The organism is Streptomyces sp. NPDC002520 (assembly GCF_053595235.1).
Genome location: NZ_JBSFXG010000003.1, coordinates 1 through 17,091, shown reverse-complemented (window position 1 = coordinate 17,091; position 17,091 = coordinate 1). Strand labels below are relative to the sequence as shown.

The 17,091-nt window shown below is 72.6% G+C and carries 15 protein-coding genes; 14 read left to right on the top strand and 1 reads right to left on the bottom strand.

Annotated elements, in window-relative coordinates; all coding sequences use genetic code 11:
- The first annotated feature begins 139 nt into the window (after nt 1-139).
- On the top strand, nt 140-679 hold the full coding sequence (locus ACWD5D_RS06080; protein WP_451371603.1) for a YbjN domain-containing protein: 540 nt from the start codon (nt 140-142) through the stop codon (nt 677-679).
- Nucleotides 680-750: 71 nt separating this feature from the next.
- On the opposite strand, the gene ACWD5D_RS06075 is transcribed toward ACWD5D_RS06080, so the two are convergent.
- A complete protein-coding gene (locus tag ACWD5D_RS06075; protein ID WP_451371602.1) occupies nt 751-1,944 on the bottom strand; it encodes a pyridoxal phosphate-dependent aminotransferase in 1,194 nt (397 codons plus the stop codon).
- Between the two features lie 892 nt (nt 1,945-2,836).
- Here ACWD5D_RS06075 and ACWD5D_RS06070 point away from each other — a divergent pair.
- From ACWD5D_RS06070 to ACWD5D_RS06010, 13 genes are all read left to right on the top strand, one after another.
- On the top strand, nt 2,837-3,454 hold the full coding sequence (locus tag ACWD5D_RS06070; protein ID WP_451371601.1) for a DUF2617 family protein: 618 nt from the start codon (nt 2,837-2,839) through the stop codon (nt 3,452-3,454).
- 89 nt (nt 3,455-3,543) lie between these two features.
- Nucleotides 3,544-5,184 (top strand): polyamine aminopropyltransferase, encoded by a 1,641-nt coding sequence (locus ACWD5D_RS06065; RefSeq protein ID WP_451371600.1) that lies wholly within the window; start codon nt 3,544-3,546, stop codon nt 5,182-5,184.
- Nucleotides 5,185-5,253: 69 nt separating this feature from the next.
- Complete coding sequence (locus ACWD5D_RS06060) at nt 5,254-6,126, top strand: SRPBCC family protein (RefSeq protein ID WP_451371599.1); 873 nt, start codon at nt 5,254-5,256, stop codon at nt 6,124-6,126.
- Between the two features lie 137 nt (nt 6,127-6,263).
- On the top strand, nt 6,264-7,070 hold the full coding sequence (locus ACWD5D_RS06055; RefSeq protein WP_451371598.1) for an aldose epimerase family protein: 807 nt from the start codon (nt 6,264-6,266) through the stop codon (nt 7,068-7,070).
- Between the two features lie 10 nt (nt 7,071-7,080).
- Nucleotides 7,081-7,629 carry an orotate phosphoribosyltransferase gene (pyrE, locus tag ACWD5D_RS06050; RefSeq protein WP_451371597.1) on the top strand — a complete coding sequence of 183 codons (549 nt, stop codon included), beginning with the start codon at nt 7,081-7,083 and terminating at the stop codon, nt 7,627-7,629.
- Nucleotides 7,630-7,780: 151 nt separating this feature from the next.
- Complete coding sequence (gene fbaA / locus ACWD5D_RS06045) at nt 7,781-8,803, top strand: class II fructose-bisphosphate aldolase (RefSeq protein WP_451371596.1); 1,023 nt, start codon at nt 7,781-7,783, stop codon at nt 8,801-8,803.
- A 97-nt stretch (nt 8,804-8,900) separates the two neighbouring features.
- Entirely contained in the window at nt 8,901-10,547 is a 1,647-nt protein-coding gene (locus ACWD5D_RS06040) for a DHA2 family efflux MFS transporter permease subunit (RefSeq protein WP_451371595.1), read from the top strand.
- Nucleotides 10,548-10,826: 279 nt separating this feature from the next.
- A complete protein-coding gene (locus ACWD5D_RS06035) occupies nt 10,827-11,240 on the top strand; it encodes a DUF3151 domain-containing protein (protein ID WP_451371594.1) in 414 nt (137 codons plus the stop codon).
- Between the two features lie 150 nt (nt 11,241-11,390).
- Nucleotides 11,391-12,239, top strand: a complete 849-nt coding sequence (locus ACWD5D_RS06030; protein WP_451371593.1) for a tryptophan 2,3-dioxygenase family protein — start codon at nt 11,391-11,393, stop codon at nt 12,237-12,239.
- On the top strand, nt 12,232-13,425 hold the full coding sequence (gene kynU, locus ACWD5D_RS06025; RefSeq protein ID WP_451371592.1) for a kynureninase: 1,194 nt from the start codon (nt 12,232-12,234) through the stop codon (nt 13,423-13,425). The genes ACWD5D_RS06030 and kynU overlap by 8 nt, the downstream gene beginning before the upstream one ends.
- Before the next feature lie 221 nt (nt 13,426-13,646).
- A complete protein-coding gene (locus ACWD5D_RS06020) occupies nt 13,647-14,546 on the top strand; it encodes an alpha/beta hydrolase (RefSeq protein WP_451371591.1) in 900 nt (299 codons plus the stop codon).
- A 164-nt stretch (nt 14,547-14,710) separates the two neighbouring features.
- The gene (locus ACWD5D_RS06015; RefSeq protein ID WP_451371590.1) at nt 14,711-15,751 is read left to right on the top strand and encodes an alpha/beta hydrolase; all 1,041 of its coding nucleotides are present in this window, start codon (nt 14,711-14,713) and stop codon (nt 15,749-15,751) included.
- The gene (locus ACWD5D_RS06010; RefSeq protein ID WP_451371589.1) at nt 15,744-16,997 is read left to right on the top strand and encodes an acyltransferase family protein; all 1,254 of its coding nucleotides are present in this window, start codon (nt 15,744-15,746) and stop codon (nt 16,995-16,997) included. Before ACWD5D_RS06015 ends, ACWD5D_RS06010 begins: the two co-directional genes overlap by 8 nt.
- Nucleotides 16,998-17,091 lie beyond the last annotated feature (94 nt).

Below are 17,091 nucleotides of genomic sequence, written 5' to 3'. Positions count from 1 at the left end.
TTCGCATCGATGATCGGCCACCTCATGGGGGCCGTCGGCTGAGTCGCTTGCCGGGGGCGGGGCAAGAGCGAGAGGGTGGGTTGTACGTCTGGCTTCAGCGATGGCCGGACGAGCCAGACGACCGCAGGAGTATCCAAATATGTCCATCGACCCGTCCTCGATTCCGAACTTCGGGGGCCAGCCCGAGCCGCAGCCCCAGGGACCGGCGGGCCCCGTCCTTCCGGATCAGGACCTCGTGAAGCAGCTCCTCGACCAGATGGAGCTGAAGTACGTCGTAGACGAGGAGGGTGACCTCGCGGCGCCGTGGGAGCAGTTCCGCACGTACTTCATGTTCCGCGGGGAGGCCGAGCAGGCAGTCTTCTCGGTGCGGACCTTCTACGACCGCCCCCACAAGATCGACGAGAAGCCCCAGCTGCTGGAGTCCGTCGACGACTGGAACCGCCGCACGCTGTGGCCCAAGGTCTACACCCACACCCACGACGACGGCACGGTCCGCCTCATCGGCGAGGCCCAGATGCTGATCGGCGCGGGCGTCGACATCAACCACTTCGTCTCGTCCACGGTCAGCTGGGTGCGGGCCGCGATCGAGTTCGACAAGTGGCTGGTGGAGCAGCTGGGCCTGGAGCAGGAGATCAACGAGGCGGACGACGCGGAGAAGCCCGAGGACGACGGGGAGTAGTCGGCACCCCACGGCCTCACGGCACCGTGGAACGGCCCGGGTCCGGGGACGCACCCCCGGACCCCGGTCCCTCACATGCGGCGCAGCCGCTCCGCGGCCTCCCGCAGCACCTCCTCCCGCTTGCAGAACGCGAACCGTACGAACGGCGCGCCCGCCTCGCGGTCGTCGTAGAAGACGGCGTTGGGAATGGCCACCACCCCCGCCCGCTCCGGCAGGGCCCGGCAGAAGGCGAAGCCGTCCTTCTCGCCGAGGGACCGGATGTCGGTGGTGATGAAGTAGGTGCCCGAGGGCCGGAACACCTGGAACCCGGCCTGGCGAAGCCCCTCGGCGAGGATGTCCCGGCGCTCCTGCATCTCCCGCCGGAAGCCGTCGTAGTAGGAGTCGGGCAGCGCGAGGGCCTCCGCCACCGCGTACTGGAACGGCCCCGCCGACACGTACGTCAGGAACTGCTTCGCCGACCGCACCGCCGTGACCAGCTCCGGCGCCGCCGTCACCCAGCCGACCTTCCAGCCGGTGAACGAGTACGTCTTGCCGGCCGACCCGATCGTCACCGTCCGCTCGCGCATCCCGGGGAACGTGGCCAGCGGGATGTGCTCGGCGTCGTCGAAGACCAGGTGTTCGTAGACCTCGTCGGTCACCACCAGCAGATCCCGGTCCACCGCCAGCTCGGCGATCGCGGCAAGCTCCGCGCGGGTGAGGACCGTGCCGGTCGGGTTGTGCGGGGTGTTGATCAGCAGCAGCCGGGTGCGGTCCGTGACCGCCGCGCGCAGCTCGTCGAGGTCCAGCCGGAAGCCGGCCCCGTCCTCGAGGGACGGCCGCAGCGTCACCGGCACGCGCCGGCCGCCCGCCATGGCGATGCTCGCCGCGTAGGAGTCGTAGTACGGCTCCAGCGCCACCACCTCGTCACCCGGCTCCAGCAGCCCGAGCAGGGACGCCGCGATGGCCTCCGTCGCGCCCGCCGTGACCAGCACCTCGGTGTCGGGGTCGTACGACAGCCCGTAGCGGCGCAGCTGGTGCGCGGCGATCGCGGTGCGCAGCTCCGGGACGCCCGGACCCGGCGGGTACTGGTTGCCGCGCCCGTCGCGCAGTGCCCGTACGGCCGCCTCCCTGATCTCCTCGGGGCCGTCCGTGTCGGGGAAGCCCTGGCCCAGGTTGATCGAGCCGGTCGCCGCGGCGAGGGCGGACATCTCGGCGAAGATCGTCGTTCCGAACTCGGCGAGCCGGCGGTTGAGGTGGGGGCGTGCGGTGGAGGTCATGCCGGTCATCCTGCGCCCAAGCTCTGGAGTTCCTCAACTCTGCTTTGGCCGTCGGAGCGGCCGGGCATCCCCCGGTCACCGCGTCAGACGCGGCAACAGAGTGAGGCGCCCACGGGGGGCCGCTTCGGGGGAACGGAAGGAGGGTGGGGCCATGTTCTTCGGCGTCATCCTGGCGGTGGCCGTCGTCGTGCTCGTCGCGGCGTCGGTGAGCAGGGCACGGAGGAACCGGTACGTCCGGGGGCCGCTCGGCGGGAACCGCCGGACGCGCGCGTCCGGCCTGGCGGCCTCGTCGTCCGCGTCGGCGTCGGCTTCGTACGCCGACGGCGACGCGAGCTGGTGGGTGGGGGACGGCGGAGACTCCGGCTCGTCCTCGGGCAGGCACGGGGGCCACGGGGGGCACGGGGCCCATGGGGGGCACGGGGCCCATGGGGGGCACGGTGGCCACAGCGACCACGGCAGCCATGGCGGCCACGGCAGTCACGGTGGCCACTCCTGTGGCGGCGGACACTCGTGCGGGGGCCACTCGTGCGGTGGAGGGTCGTCGTGTGGCGGTGGGGGCGGCTGCGGTGGGGGCAGCTGACGTGCCCGTACCCGCGCTGACCAGGGCGTCCGTCGGAGAAGGTGTCCGGCGGACGTCCCGCGTTCCACAGTTCGCGCCCGGCGTACGCCGTAGTTGAACAGTTGAGCTGTGGAGCCCTCTGAGGGATGGAAACCCTACGAACTTGGGTAAAAACGCTGTGGCGCGGCCACAGTTCGTGATTCCCTCTAAACCACCACCGCAGCCCTCGGGCGTCCCGCAGACACCCCTTCCCCGGTCGGGCCGACCTGGCCAATCGCCCGGTGTCTTCCGAGGTGCGCCGGACCTCACTCCTGCCTCATTGCGTGTTAGCGGAGCCGATCCATGCTCACGACCCTGAACACCTCCTACACCGATACGCGTGCCGCCGACCTCGCCTGGGTCCTGGGGCGCGAACCGCTTCCGGCCCTGGCCACCCTCGATCTCGAACTGGCCGGGGCGAAGCTCCAGTTGCGACTGCTCGGCGCCTCCCACCAGGTACTGCTCGACGAGGAGTGGGGCAACTGCTCGGAGACGGTCGCCTGCCTTCCCGGCTCCAGCACCCCCCTCCCGCTCGGCGTCGCCAAGCGGATCGGCGACTGGGAGTACGAGTTCGCCGCGCGCGTGGAGATGCTCACCCCGGGCTCGTTCGCGGGCCGCGCCCAGGAGTTGCTCGCCCTGGTCTCCGACCACCCGCACGGCCTCGCCGGCGTCTTCCCGGGCAGCCCGCACGCCTTCACCGCGATGCTGGCCCACCGGCACGAGGGCCAGGTGCACTGGCGCACCTGGCACGCGTACCCGCAGGACGGGCAGTTGGTGGCCACGCGCACGCGGGTGGGGGCCCGTGCGGCGACCGGCCTGCCGGGCCAGGGACGTGCCGCGATCCTGCCGGACCGGGTACGCGCCGCGATGGGGCCGGACCGGGCGCGTCGCGGCCCGGCCGACTCGGGTCTGCAGAAATAAATCCGGCCAAACCCGAGGGACGTCAACTGCCCCCAGTTCCACACGTGTGGGTGACGAAGCGTACCGAGCGTGTGACGTAACGTCGCAGAGTGATCGAACCGCACGCCCCCGCGCCCCCGGGCGCCCCGCCCTGCTGGACCGGCCCCGCCCTGCTGCCCGTCCGGCCCGGTACGGGGCGGTTCCTGGTCCTCGCGTGTGTCTTCGTCTGTGCGGCCTGCGGACTGGTGTACGAACTCGAACTCGTCGCGTTCGCCTCGTACTTGATCGGAGACTCGGTCACCCAGGCCTCCGTGGTGCTGTCGGTGATGGTGTTCGCGATGGGCATCGGCTCCCTCGGCGCGAAGCGGCTGCGCTGGCACGCGGCCGCCGGTTTCGGCGCGATCGAGACCGCCCTCGCCCTGGTCGGCGGATGCAGCGCGATGGCGCTGTACGCCGTCTTCGCCTGGACCGGCGGCTGGGGCGGCGTCTGGTCCGACGGACCGCGCTGCCTGCTGGTCGCCTTCTCCCTGGCGATCGGCCTGCTCGTCGGCGCCGAAGTCCCCCTGCTGATGGAGTTGATCCAGCGCATCCGCCGCCAGGACGCCGGCGGGGCGGTCGCCGACCTGTTCGCGGCGGACTACGTGGGCGCGCTGGTGGGCGGCCTCGCCTTCCCCTTCCTTCTCCTGCCTTTCCTCGGCCAGTTGACCGGCGCCCTCGTCACCGGCACGGTCAACGTCGTCGCCGGCGGCGCCCTGGTCCTCGGCCTGTTCCGCCACGACCTCACCCGCCGCGCCCGCTGGACCCTGCTGCTCGTCAGCGTCACCGTGCTCGGTGTCCTCGCCTCCGCGGCCGCCCTCACCGACGAGTTCGAGCGCGCCGCCCGGCACGCGGTGTACGGCGCCGACGTCCGGGTGGCCCTGCAGACCGACGTCCAGGAGGTCGTCCTCGCCGGCGGCACCGACGGCAAGCCCCTCGACCTCTTCCTGGACGGCCGCCTCAGGGTCGGCGGCCGCGACGAGCGGCGCTACCACGAGGCCCTGGTCCACCCGGCGCTGTCCGGTCCGCACGCCCGCGTCCTCGTCCTCGGCGGCGGCGACGGCCTGGCCGTCCGCGAGGTCCTGCGCCACCCGGACGTGCGCCGCGTCGACGTCGTCGAACTCGACGCCGGCCTGATCCGCCTGGCCCGCCGCGACCCCGGCCTGGCCGCCCTCAACGACCACGCGTACGACGACCCCCGCGTCCACGTCACCACGGCGGACGCCCTCGGCTGGCTCCGCCGCGCGCCCGCGGGCACCTACGACGTCGTCGTCGCGGACCTGCCCGACCCCGGCATCACCGCCAGCACCAAGTTCTACTCGCAGGAGTTCTACAGCCTCGCCCGCCGCGTCCTGGCCCTCCACGGCCGCCTCGTCGTCCACGCGGGCCCCGTCACCACCCGGCCCCGCGTCTTCTGGACCGTCGCCCAGACCCTCCGCGCGGCCGGCTTATCCACCACCCCCTACCGGGTCCTCGGCCGCGACCCCGGCTTCCCCACGGGCCCCGACCGCTCCGCCGGCGCCTCCCGCGGCCCCCACGACTGGGGCTTCCTCCTCGCGGCCCCCGGCCCCACGGCCCCCCGCCCGTCCCTGGATCCCGAGGGACCGCACCTGTACACGCTGACGGAGCAGGAACTGCGCGCGGACGAGCAGGCGGCCCGGTGGACGCGGATCGGAGGGCTGCCGGCGTCGACGCTGGTGCGTCCGCGGTACTAGCGAACACCCTGCGCGGTACCCGCACCGGGAGGAGTGATTTCCGGCCCTCACTGGGTAGGCTGAGCCGACATGGAGCACCAGGTCTTCCTCCCGGTTCCGGCCGACCTGCTCAGAGCGGCCCTCGCCGACCCCGCACGGGTGGCCCGGTCGATTCCCGGGCTCCAGCAGGACGCCGGCGCCGAGCCCGTCGCCGGGCGTCTGAAACTGCGCGTGGGCGGCCACTCGGTCACCTACCGGGGAGCGCTCCGCGTCACCGCTCGCGAGGACGGCACGTACGCCGTCGAGGGCGACGCCACCGAGTCCCGCGGTGCCGGCGCCGTCAAACTCGCCCTCGCCCTGCGTCTCACGGACACCGACGGCGGCACGACCGTCACGCTGGACGGCACGGCCGACGCGGACGGCCGTATCGTGGAACTCCCGGCCGACGCGGTGAGTTCGGCGGTAACCCGCCTGCTGAACCGTTTCCTGGAGGCGCTCGCATCGAGCGGACCGACCCCGGGGCCCGACACCGCACCGGCCTCCGAGGCCTCTGCACCCGCCGCCGAGGCCGACTCCGCACCGGCCCCCGAGCCCGCCTCCGCGCCGGAACCCGAACACGCCTCCGTCTTCGAAACCGAGATCCCCCCGCCCTCCCTGGACGCCGACGCCGACGCCGACGAGGGCACCCCCCTGGAGGCCGAGGGCACCCCCCTGGAGGGCGCCATGAACGGTGGCTACGCCGAAATGGGCGAGCCCCCGGCCGAGGCCGCGCACGCGCGCCGGACGATGATCGGCCGCAGCGCCGAGGAGGTCGACCACGCCCCGCCCCGCGGCCGTTACGCCCCCGTACCGGCCCCCCAGAGCGTCGCCTCCAACCAGGTCCTGCGCTGGGCGGCCCCCGCCGCCGCCCTGGCCCTGGCCTCCGCGATCGTCGTGAGTCGGGCGATTCGTAAACACCGGTGAGGCCGGAACACCGGTGAGGCCGGCTTCCTCACGGGCCCGGGGCTGTGCGGGACATGCGGCTCCCGCCGTGTGGGCGCGACCGGCCACGAAGCGCCCGCAGCCGAAGCGGCGACCGATCCCCCCAGTACTGTCATCACGTGAGTAACGAAGACATCACGCTGACAGCAGGCAACGCCGAGGTACGTGTCAGCCCCGCCAACGGCGGCCGTATCAGTGGCCTCACGGTCGACTCCCTGCAGCTGCTGAGGCAAGGGGACCGCTACGGCTGCTTCCCGATGGTGCCCTGGTGCGGCCGCGTCCGGGACGGCCGCTTCCTGGACGGCGGCGTCCTACGCCAGATGCCGGTCAACTCCCCGCCGCACGCCATCCACGGCACCGCCCGCGACGGCGCCTGGCGCACCGCGCGCACCGCGCGGAACGAGGCGGTGATCACGTACGACCTGGTCGACCCCTGGCCGCACCGGGGCCGCGTCACCCAGGTCGTCACCCTCACCGAGGACAGCCTGACGCTGACGATGGCGGTGGAGGCGCACGACGACTCGTTCCCGGCGCAGCTCGGCTGGCACCCCTGGTTCAACAGAACCCTCGCGGGCGAGGACGGCACGGTCGGCGAGGGCGCCCGGCTCGACTTCAACCCCGCCTGGCAGGAGGAGCGCGGCGCCGACCACCTGCCCACCGGCCGCCGTATCGACCCGAAGCCCAGCCCCTGGGACGACTGCTTCGGCATGCCCGACGGCGTCGACGTCACGGTCACCTGGCCGGGGCAGCTGGAGCTGAACGTGAGCAGTCGCGAGGAGTGGGTGGTCGTCTACGACGAGCAGGCCGAGGCCGTCTGCGTGGAGCCGCAGACCGGCCCGCCCAACGGCCTGAACACGCAGCCGCGCCTGGTCACGCCGCTGGAGCCGCTGGAGGCCACCACCACCTGGAGCTGGCGCCGCCTCTAAGCTGGGCGGCATGACGGACGTACGTGGCGCGCTGCTGCAGCAGATCAAGGACAAGGCCGTGGTGCACGGCAAGGTGACCCTCTCTTCGGGTCTGGAGGCCGACTACTACATCGACCTGCGCCGCATCACCCTCGACGGCGAGGCCGCCCCGCTGGTCGGTCAGGTGCTCCTGGACCGCACCGCGGACCTCGACTTCGACGCGGTGGGTGGCCTCACCATGGGCGCCGACCCGGTCGCGGCCGCCATGCTGCACGCCGCCGCCGCGCGCGGGAAGAAGCTGGACGCCTTCGTCGTACGCAAGGCGGCGAAGGCGCACGGCATGCAGCGCCGGGTCGAGGGTCCGGACATCGCGGGCCGCCGCGTGCTGGTGGTGGAGGACACCTCCACCACGGGCGGTTCGCCGCTGACCGCGGTGGAGGCGGTGCGCGAGGCCGGCGCCGAGGTGGTGGCCGTGGCGACCATCGTGGACCGGGCCACCGGTGCCGCGGAGAAGATCGAGGCCGGCGCCGGTGTTCCGTACCGGTTCGCCTTCTCGAAGGACGAACTGGGTCTGGACTGACGCCCGGGTGCGACCCGGACGTGCCCGGGGCTTGACCGCTGGGCCGTCCACCGGTTCATGTCTGGAAAGATGGGGGCGACGATGACGTCGCCCCGCAAGGTCTAGGTCAGGGCCGAAGCACAACCCACCCGCAACACTGAGGAGCGGACAGATGCCCATCGCAACCCCCGAGGTCTACAACGAGATGCTCGACCGGGCGAAGGCAGGCAAGTTCGCCTACCCGGCCATCAACGTCACCTCGAGCCAGACCCTCAACGCGGCGCTGCGCGGCTTCGCGGAGGCGGAGAGCGACGGCATCGTCCAGATCTCGACCGGCGGTGCCGAGTTCCTGGGCGGCCAGTACAGCAAGGACATGGTGACCGGCGCGGTCGCGCTGGCGGAGTACGCGCACATCCTCGCCGAGAAGTACCCCGTCCAGATCGCCCTGCACACGGACCACTGCCCGAAGGACAAGCTCGACGGGTACGTGCGTCCGCTGCTCGCGCTCTCCGAGGAGCGCGTGAAGGCCGGCCGCACCCCGCTGTTCCAGTCGCACATGTGGGACGGCTCCGCCGAGACCCTCGCCGACAACCTGGCCATCGCCCAGGAGCTGCTGGAGCAGGCCCGTCGCGCCAACATCATCCTCGAGGTGGAGATCACCCCGACGGGTGGCGAAGAGGACGGCGTCACGCACGAGATCAACGACGAGCTGTACACCACGGTCGACGACGCGATCCGCACCGCCGAGGCCCTGGGCCTGGGCGAGAAGGGCCGCTACCTGCTGGCCGCCTCCTTCGGCAACGTGCACGGCGTCTACAAGCCGGGCAACGTCGTCCTGCGTCCCGAGCTGCTGAAGGACCTGGCCGACGGTGTCGCCGCCAAGTTCGGCAAGCAGTCGCCGTTCGACTTCGTCTTCCACGGCGGCTCCGGCTCCACCGAGCAGGAGATCCGCACCGCGCTGGAGAACGGCGTCGTGAAGATGAACATCGACACGGACACCCAGTACGCCTTCACCCGTCCGGTCGCCGGTCACATGTTCCAGAACTACGACGGCGTCCTGAAGGTCGACGGCGAGGTCGGCAACAAGAAGGCCTACGACCCGCGCACCTGGGGCAAGCTGGCCGAGGCGTCGATGGCCGCGCGCGTCGTCGAGGCCACGCACAACCTGCGTTCGGCCGGCAACAAGATCAAGTAAGCCCTCGGCGGCGTACACACACGTCGTAGGGCGGGTACAGCCGCCAATTCAGCGGACCTGGTGCCACGGCACCGGGTCCGCTGTATATCTTGAGGACATGCCCGACGTCCGGCTGGCCTCGCCCCAGGGCAGGTGGATCCTGCTCACCACGGTGCTCGGCTCCAGCATGGCCATGCTGGACTCGACCGTCGTCAACGTGGCGCTCCCGCGCATCGGCCGTGATCTCGACGCGAGCCTGTCCGCCCTCCAGTGGACGGTCAACGCCTACATGGTCACGCTGGCCGGCCTGATCCTGCTGGGCGGCTCCCTCGGCGACCGCTACGGCCGCCGGAAGATCTTCGTACTCGGCGTGATCTGGTTCGCGGCCGCCTCCCTGCTGTGCGGGCTGTCCCCGACCGCGGGCGTGCTGATCGCCGCCCGCGCCCTGCAGGGCATCGGCGGCGCGCTGCTCACCCCCGGCTCCCTCGCGCTCATCCAGGCCTCCTTCCACCCCGACGACCGCAGCAAGGCGGTCGGCCTGTGGTCGGGCTTCGGCGGCATCGGCGCGGCCGTCGGCCCGTTCCTGGGCGGCTGGCTGGTGGACGGCCCCGGCTGGCGCTGGGTGTTCCTGCTGAACGTGCCCCTCGCCCTGGTGTGCGTGCCGGTGGCCCTGCGGCACGTCCCCGAGTCCGACGCGGCCGCCTCCGGCGAGGGCCGGCCCGCGGGCCGCTTCGACGTCCTCGGCGCGGCCCTGGGCGCCCTCGCCCTGGCCCTGCTGACGTACGCGCTGATCGAGGCCCGCACGGCCTCCGCCGTGGTGATCGTGAGCGCGGTGGCGGGCCTGGCCGCGGCCGTGGCCTTCTGGTACGTCGAGAAGCACCGCGAGAACCCGATGCTCCCGCTGGACATCTTCGCCTCGCGCCAGTTCACGGCGGTCAACCTGGTCACCCTGTGCGTGTACGGGGCCTTCGGCGGCTACTTCTTCCTCACGGCGCTCCAGCTCCAGGTCGTGGCCGGCTACTCGCCCCTGGCGGCCGGTACGGCCCTGCTCCCGACCACGGTCATGATGCTGCTGTTCTCGGCCCGCTCCGGCGCGCTCGCCGACCGTACGGGCCCGCGGCTGCCGCTGACGGTCGGCCCGCTGCTGTGCGCGACGGCGATGCTGCTGATGCTCCGCGTGGACCGCGACGCGAACTACCTGACGGACGTCCTGCCGGCCCTGCTCGTCATGGGCACCGGCATGGTCATCCTGGTCGCGCCGCTGACCGCGACGGTCCTCGCCTCCGTCGACACCGCCCGCGCGGGCCTGGCCAGCGGCATCAACAACGCGGCGGCGCGGGCCGCCGGCCTGATCGCCGTGGCCGCCCTGCCGCTGCTGACCGGCATGGGGCCGGAGGCGTACCGCGTCCCGTCCGCGTTCAACCGGGCGTTCGACCGGGCGATGCCGATCTGCGCGGGTGTCCTGGTGCTGGGCTCCGTGCTCGCGTTCACCATGGTGCGCCGCCGCCCGGCCCCGGACTGCCGCCGGCCCGAGTGCCGCCGACACGGCTGCGTGCCGTTCCCGCCACTGGAAGGCCCGCAGCGCGCGGTCAGGGCGTCCCACGCGGATGCGGCGGGTCCGGTGGATGCGGCGGGTCCGGTGGGTCCGGTGGGTCCGGTGGGTCCGGTGGGTTCGGCGGGTCCGGCGGATTCAGCGGGTCCGGCGGATTCAGCGGATTCGGCAGGGCCGGCGGGTCCGACCGATCCGACCGGTCGAGGTCGCTGAATCCGGTCGAGGTCGCTGAATCCGGTCGAGGTCGCTGAATCCGGTCGAGGTCGCTGGATCCGGTCGAGGTCGCTGGATCCGGCCGAGGGCGTTGGACGTGGTCGAGGTTGCTGGATGCGGTCGGGGACGTTGGATGTGGTCGAGGATGTTGAATCCGGCCGAGGATGACGCAGAAGCCGGGGCCGATGCGGCAGCCGGGGACGATGAAGCAGTTCGGGGACGATGAAGCAGTTCCGGGACGATGAAGCAGTTCGGGGGCGATGCAGCAGACTGGGACCCATGACGATTCACGAGAACCTCCTCGGTGGTCCGCCCTCCACCCACCTCCCCGACGACCCGGAGCCGCGCGAGCTGCTGGCGAACGGCACCGCGCCCACGGACGTGGCCGCCCAGTACCCCACCTCTTCCCTCGCCTGGGCCCAGCTGGCCGACGACGCGTTCGAGCGGGGCTCGGTCGTGGAGTCGTACGCATACGCCCGGACGGGCTACCACCGCGGTCTGGACGCCCTGCGCCGAGGCGGCTGGAAGGGGCACGGCCCGGTGCCGTGGGAGCACGAGCCCAATCGCGGTTTCCTGCGCGCCCTGCACGCCCTCGCCCGCGCCGCGCAGGCGATCGGCGAGCAGGAGGAGTACGAGCGCTGCTCGCAGTTCCTGAAGGACTCCTCGCCGACGGCGGCCCAGACCCTCGGCTGACCGGTCCGGCCGACCGGTGTGGCCCGTCTGGCAGCAGGCGGGCCTTGCCGTAACCCGGGGTATCACTGAGGATTCCGTTTGGGGACCGGGGCCCCCGTGCCGGCATCGGCAGGGGCGGACCGCTACCCGGAGTAACAACAGGAGACAGCGATGTCCCAACAGGCTCACCCCCCTTTCGAGGCCGCTGAGCCCGAGACTCCGCATCTCGACTTCGCCGGTACGACGCCCTACGAGGACTACGTCAAGGCGGACGTGCTGACCCACCTCCAGCACACCCTCTCCGACGACCCCGGAGAGATGGTCTTCCTGGTCACGACCCAGGTCATGGAGCTGTGGTTCACGGTCGTCGTGCACGAGTGGGAGACGGCCGCGAAGGCCCTCCGCTCGGACGACGTGCCGGTCGCGATCGCCGCGCTCAAGCGCTCCGTCCGGGAACTGGAGGCGCTCAACGCCTCCTGGAAGCCGCTCGGCCAGCTGACGCCGGCCCAGTTCAACTCGTACCGCTCCGCCCTCGGCGAGGGTTCCGGTTTCCAGTCGGCGATGTACCGGCGCATGGAGTTCCTGCTCGGCGAGAAGTCCGCGTCCATGCTCGTCCCGCACCGCGGCGCCCCGCGCGTCCAGGCGGAACTGGAGAAGGCCCTGCACGAGCCGAGCCTGTACGACGAGGTCGTACGCCTCCTCGCGCGCCGCGGCCACGCGATCCCGGACGAGGTGCTCGACCGGGACGTCTCCCAGCGCCACGAGCACTCCGACGCCGTCGAGGCCGCCTGGACGGCGGTGTACTCCGGTGACCAGGACGCCGAACTCGCCCGTCTCGGCGAGGCGTTGACCGACGTCGCCGAACTGGTCTGGCGCTGGCGCAACGACCACCTGGTCGCCACCCGCCGCGCCATGGGCGCCAAGCCGGGCACCGGCGGCTCCGCCGGCGTCGCCTGGCTGGAGAAGCGCGCCCGCAAGAACGTCTTCCCCGAGCTGTGGACGGCGAGGTCGCATGTCTGAGACGAGTGGACCGAGCCTGCGGGCCCAGAAGCTGGACGCGGCGGACGAACTGGCCGGCCTGCGCTCCCGCTTCGCCGTCGACGACGGCGTCTACCTGGACGGCAACTCGCTGGGCGCCCTGCCCGCGCACGTTCCCGACCGGGTCGCGGACGTGGTCCGCCGCCAGTGGGGCGAGCTGCGCATCCGCTCCTGGGACGAGAGCGGCTGGTGGACGGCGCCCGAGCGGATCGGCGACCGGATCGCCCCGCTGGTCGGCGCGGCCGAGGGCCAGATCGTCGTCGGCGACTCGACCAGCGTCAACGTCTTCAAGGCGCTGGTGGCCGCCGTACGGATGGCCGGGGACGACCGCGACGAGATCCTGGTGGACGCGACGACGTTCCCGACGGACGGCTACATCGCGGAGTCGGCGGCCCGTATGACCGGGCGGACACTGCGCGCCGTGACGCCCGGCGAGGTGCGGGACGCCCTCGGCGAGCGCACCGCGGCCGTGCTGCTCAACCACGTCGACTACCGCACGGGCCGCCTGCACGACCTGCCCGCGCTGACGGCCGCGATCCACGCGTCCGGCGCCCTCGCGGTCTGGGACCTGTGCCACAGTGCGGGCGCGCTGCCGGTCGGCCTGGACGAGCACGGGGTCGACCTGGCGGTCGGCTGCACCTACAAGTACCTGAACGGCGGCCCCGGTTCGCCGGCCTACCTGTACGTGCGCCGCGAACTTCAGGACCGCTTCGACTCCCCCCTGCCCGGCTGGAACTCCCACGCCGACCCCTTCGGCATGAGCCCGTCCTACGCCCCGGCCCCGGGCGCCCCGCGCGGTCGTGTCGGAACGCCGGACATCCTCTCCATGCTGGCCCTGGAGGCGGCGCTTGAGGTCTGGGACGGTGTCTCCGTCACCGCCGTCCGCGCCAAGTCCCTGGCGCTGACGGACTTCTTCCTGGAGTGCGTGGCGGCCTGCACCGAGCCGGGGCGAGTCGAGTCCCTGACTCCGGAGGCGCACGACGAGCGGGGCAGTCAGATCGCGCTGCGCTGCCCCGACGCCGGGAAGGTGATGCAGCGGCTGATCGAGCGGGGCGTGGTCGGCGACTTCCGGCATCCCGACGTGCTGAGGTTCGGCTTCACGCCGCTGTACGTGGGCTTCGGCGAGGTGGAGCGGGCGGCTCGGGTGTTGGGGGAGGTGCTGAGGTAGGGGCGCCGTGGAGGGGTGGCCGCGCGACGGTGCGGTGTGCGCACCCCACCCCTCCACGGAACCGTTTTCCTCTCACCCTCTGTGACATCCCCATATCCCCGCACGTCACCGGACTGATACCGTCCCCGCCAACGGCCGACGAAGATCCTTCCGGTCCGCCACACCCTCCCCCGGTGCCGAAAGCCCGGGTGGTGCCCCCATCGTCGCTGAGAGGTCGGAGCATGCCGGACGACGCCGCAGAATCCCGCGCCGCCGCCGAAGAGGAGTCGGCCTTCTCCCACCCTCCGGTGGATCCCGACGTCAGCGTCGTGTACGGCGACCACCCCGACCAGGTGATCGACTTCTACACCCCCCGCACGTCCACCCCTCTCGGCCCGTCGGCCGCCCCCTTGGTCGTCGTCCTGCACGGCGGAGCGTGGCGCGCCCGCTACGACCGCCGGCACATCACCCCCTTCGCGGACTACCTGGCCCGCAGAGGCTTCGCGGTGGCCAACGTCGAGTACCGGCGAGGAGGCGACTCCCCGATTCCCGCGCAGGACACGGGATCCGGCACTCCCCTCGCCGGCCGCTGGCCCGACACCTTCGACGACGTGGCCGCCGCCCTGGACGCCCTCCCCGCCCTGGTCCGCGAGGCGCTCCCGGAGGCCGACCCCCGCCGTATGGTCCTCGTCGGCCACTCCGCGGGCGCCCATCTCGCGCTGTGGGCCGCTGCCCGTCATGTCCTCCCGGCCGACGCCCCCTGGCGCACGAACCACCCGGCGGCGCTGCGCGGTGTCGTCGCGCTGGCCCCGATAGCCGACTTCGAGGTCGCGGAGAAGCTGGACGTCTGCGGCAACGCCGCGCTTCAACTGCTGGGCGGCCAGGACCACTTCGCCGAACGCCGCCCCTGGGCCGACCCCGCTCTCCTCCTCCCCACGGGCATCGCGACGACCCTGGTCCAGGGCCGCACGGACCTGGTGGTCCCGCACGCGGTGGCCGAGTCGTACGCGGACGCGGCGGCGAAGGCAGGCGAGGTGGTGGGCCTCACGCTGCTGGAGGGCGTCGGCCACTTCCCGCTGATCGACCCGGCGGCGGACGCGTGCGCGGTGGTGGCGGAGGAGATCGCACAGCTGGCGTGGTGACAAACCGGGTTCGGCCCCGTCAGGGTCGACCCTGGTCATACCCGTAATACCTGGGAGCTACAACGCAGGACAGCTCTCTGGGGGGACGCTGTCCACAGCCCCCGATTTCTAACTTCCTTGTCAGGCAAGCCCGATGGCCGGGCGGACTGAGGGGGAGGGCGACCATGGGGCGCACAGCGGCGACGCAGGCCACACGGGAGGCGCGGGCGGGAGCCGGGCAGCGGCGCGGCCGACGCCCCACCACCGGACGCACCCCCGCCTGGCGCCGCGCCCTCCTCGCAGCTCTCCTCACCGCCGCCACGGTCGTTCCCCTCGCGGGTGCGGCCCGGCCCGGAATCCCCGCGCCGGCTCCCGCCGCACTCCCCCGCCTCGGACCGTCCACCCTGCGTACCGCGTACGAGGCGAACGGGGCCAACGCCGCGGAGGCGGCCCGCATGGCCGACGCGGACGGCGACGAGCACCGTGCCGCCGCGGACCGCGCCCTGGCCTCCCCGTCCCGGCATCTCCTCTCCTTCGACGGCCGGGGCGCCGGACTGGCGACGGAGGTCCTCGGCGACCTCGCGCACGCCGGTCATGTGGCGGTTCTCGTGCCCGGCTCGGACACGTCCCTGGACACCTACGCCCGCTTCCACGAAGCGGCGGCGGCTCTCTACGAAGACCTCACGGCCCGCGCCCCCACCGACACCCGCGTCGCTGTGGTCGCCTGGCTCGGCTACCGGACCCCGGCCACGGCCGGCACCACGGTGGCGACCCTGGGCCGCGCCGACCAAGCCGCCCCCCGCCTGCGTGACTTCATCCAGCAGCTGCACTACCTCACTCCGGCCCGAGCGCACATATCCCTGCTGTGCCACTCCTACGGCTCGGTCGTCTGCGGCCGTGCCGCCGCAGGGCTGGACGTCGGTGACATCGCCCTCGTCGGCAGCCCCGGCACCGGCGCCGACACCGCCGCCGGCCTGCACACGCACGCCCGGATATGGGCGGCCCGCGGCAGCGACGACTGGGTGGCCCACGTACCGCACATCCACCTCGACCTCCTGGTCACCACTGTCGGCTTCGGCACCGACCCGCTCGCGCGCGCCTTCGGCGCCCGGGTCTTCGACGCGGCCCGCGCCGATCACAGCGGCTACTTCACCCCGGGCTCGGCCTCCCTCGCCAACCTGGCCCGGATCACCCTCGGCGATACCTCGGAGGTCACCCGTGCCTGAGCAACTGGCCCTGAGCGCACCGCGCCACGTGCTGCACGCGATCCGTCAGGGCACCCACCGCGTGGACGCCGCCACCCCCGCATCCCGGGACCGCGCGGTCGACGCCCTGCGCGCCCTGGCGATCCTCGGCGTGGTCCTCGGCCACTGGCTGGTCACGGCACTGGTTGCCGGGGACGGCGCCCTGCACGCGGAGAGCCCGCTCCATCGCATGCCCTGGCTGGCCCCGATCTCCTGGATGTTCCAGACCTTGGCGGTGTTCTTCCTGGTGGGCGGGCACGTGGCGACCCGCAGCCACGCCGCGGCCCAGGCTCGGGGCGTGCCGTACAGCGCGTGGCTGCGCAGCCGGCTGACCCGGCTGCTCCGGCCGGTCGTCGCTCTCCTCACTCTGTGGACGGTGGCGGCGACGACCCTGCTGCTGACCGGAACCTCCTTCGACACGCTCCACACCCTCGTCAAACTGGCCCTGTCCCCCTTGTGGTTCCTCCTGGTCTTCGCCGCGCTGACGGCTGCCACCCCGCTCGTCGCCCGCCTCAACCCCCTCTGGCCCCTGGCCGTCGTCCTCCACGTGGACGTTCTGCGCTTCGGCCTGCACATGGGCCCCGCTGGGCTCGGCTGGGTGAACCTGGCGGCGGGCTGGCTGGTCCCGTACACCCTGGGCGCCGCCTGGACCCGTGGCGAGCTGGAGTCCCGCCGCGCGGCCTGGACCCTGCTCCTCGGCGGTACGGCGGCCACGGCCGGGCTCGTCCTGATGGCGGGGTACCCCGCGTCGATGGTCGGTGTCCCGGGCGCCGCCGTCTCCAACCTCAACCCGCCGACTCTGGCGGCCGTGACCTTCGGTCTGGCCCAGTGCGGCCTGGCCCTGCTCCTGCGCAACCGGCTGCGTACGGCGATGCGCCGCCCGCTCGCCTGGGCGGCCGTGGCCCTGGTCAACCTCTCCGCGATGACGATCTTCCTGTGGCACCAGACGGCCCTGATGGCCACGACAGCCACCGCCCTGCTGTTCGGCCGCCTCCCCGGTCTGCACACGCGGCCGGACTCTGTGTCCTGGGTGGCGGCCCGGATTGGCTGGCTCCCGGTGTTCTTCCTGGTTCTGACCCTGTGCTGGACCGCGTTCCAGTCCCTCGAACAGGGCGCCCGCCGGCGTTCCGGGGTCAGCGGCGCGCCCGTCGCGCGGGGGCGCTCACGGGTGGTCCGGGTGCACCCGGCCATGGAACCGAAGGCTGCGCGGGCGGTCCGCCGTGTCTAAGAGCGTGCGCGGATAGGCGGGTGTGAGGGGCTGGATGCAGGTGCAGGCACGGGCCTGCGCGATCATGTGAGTTCCTACGCTCCGTGACCGTGGA

What these genes read in the sequence shown, in the direction of transcription:
- ACWD5D_RS06080 (WP_451371603.1), top strand. Translation starts at nt 140, where the DNA reads ATGTCCATCGACCCGTCCTCGATTCCGAACTTCGGGGGCCAGCCCGAG.
- ACWD5D_RS06075 (WP_451371602.1), bottom strand. Translation starts at nt 1,944, where the DNA reads ATGACCGGCATGACCTCCACCGCACGCCCCCACCTCAACCGCCGGCTC.
- ACWD5D_RS06070 (WP_451371601.1), top strand. Translation starts at nt 2,837, where the DNA reads ATGCTCACGACCCTGAACACCTCCTACACCGATACGCGTGCCGCCGAC.
- ACWD5D_RS06060 (WP_451371599.1), top strand. Translation starts at nt 5,254, where the DNA reads ATGGAGCACCAGGTCTTCCTCCCGGTTCCGGCCGACCTGCTCAGAGCG.
- pyrE (WP_451371597.1), top strand. Translation starts at nt 7,081, where the DNA reads ATGACGGACGTACGTGGCGCGCTGCTGCAGCAGATCAAGGACAAGGCC.
- fbaA (WP_451371596.1), top strand. Translation starts at nt 7,781, where the DNA reads ATGCCCATCGCAACCCCCGAGGTCTACAACGAGATGCTCGACCGGGCG.
- ACWD5D_RS06040 (WP_451371595.1), top strand. Translation starts at nt 8,901, where the DNA reads ATGCCCGACGTCCGGCTGGCCTCGCCCCAGGGCAGGTGGATCCTGCTC.
- ACWD5D_RS06035 (WP_451371594.1), top strand. Translation starts at nt 10,827, where the DNA reads ATGACGATTCACGAGAACCTCCTCGGTGGTCCGCCCTCCACCCACCTC.
- ACWD5D_RS06030 (WP_451371593.1), top strand. Translation starts at nt 11,391, where the DNA reads ATGTCCCAACAGGCTCACCCCCCTTTCGAGGCCGCTGAGCCCGAGACT.
- kynU (WP_451371592.1), top strand. Translation starts at nt 12,232, where the DNA reads ATGTCTGAGACGAGTGGACCGAGCCTGCGGGCCCAGAAGCTGGACGCG.
- ACWD5D_RS06020 (WP_451371591.1), top strand. Translation starts at nt 13,647, where the DNA reads ATGCCGGACGACGCCGCAGAATCCCGCGCCGCCGCCGAAGAGGAGTCG.
- ACWD5D_RS06015 (WP_451371590.1), top strand. Translation starts at nt 14,711, where the DNA reads ATGGGGCGCACAGCGGCGACGCAGGCCACACGGGAGGCGCGGGCGGGA.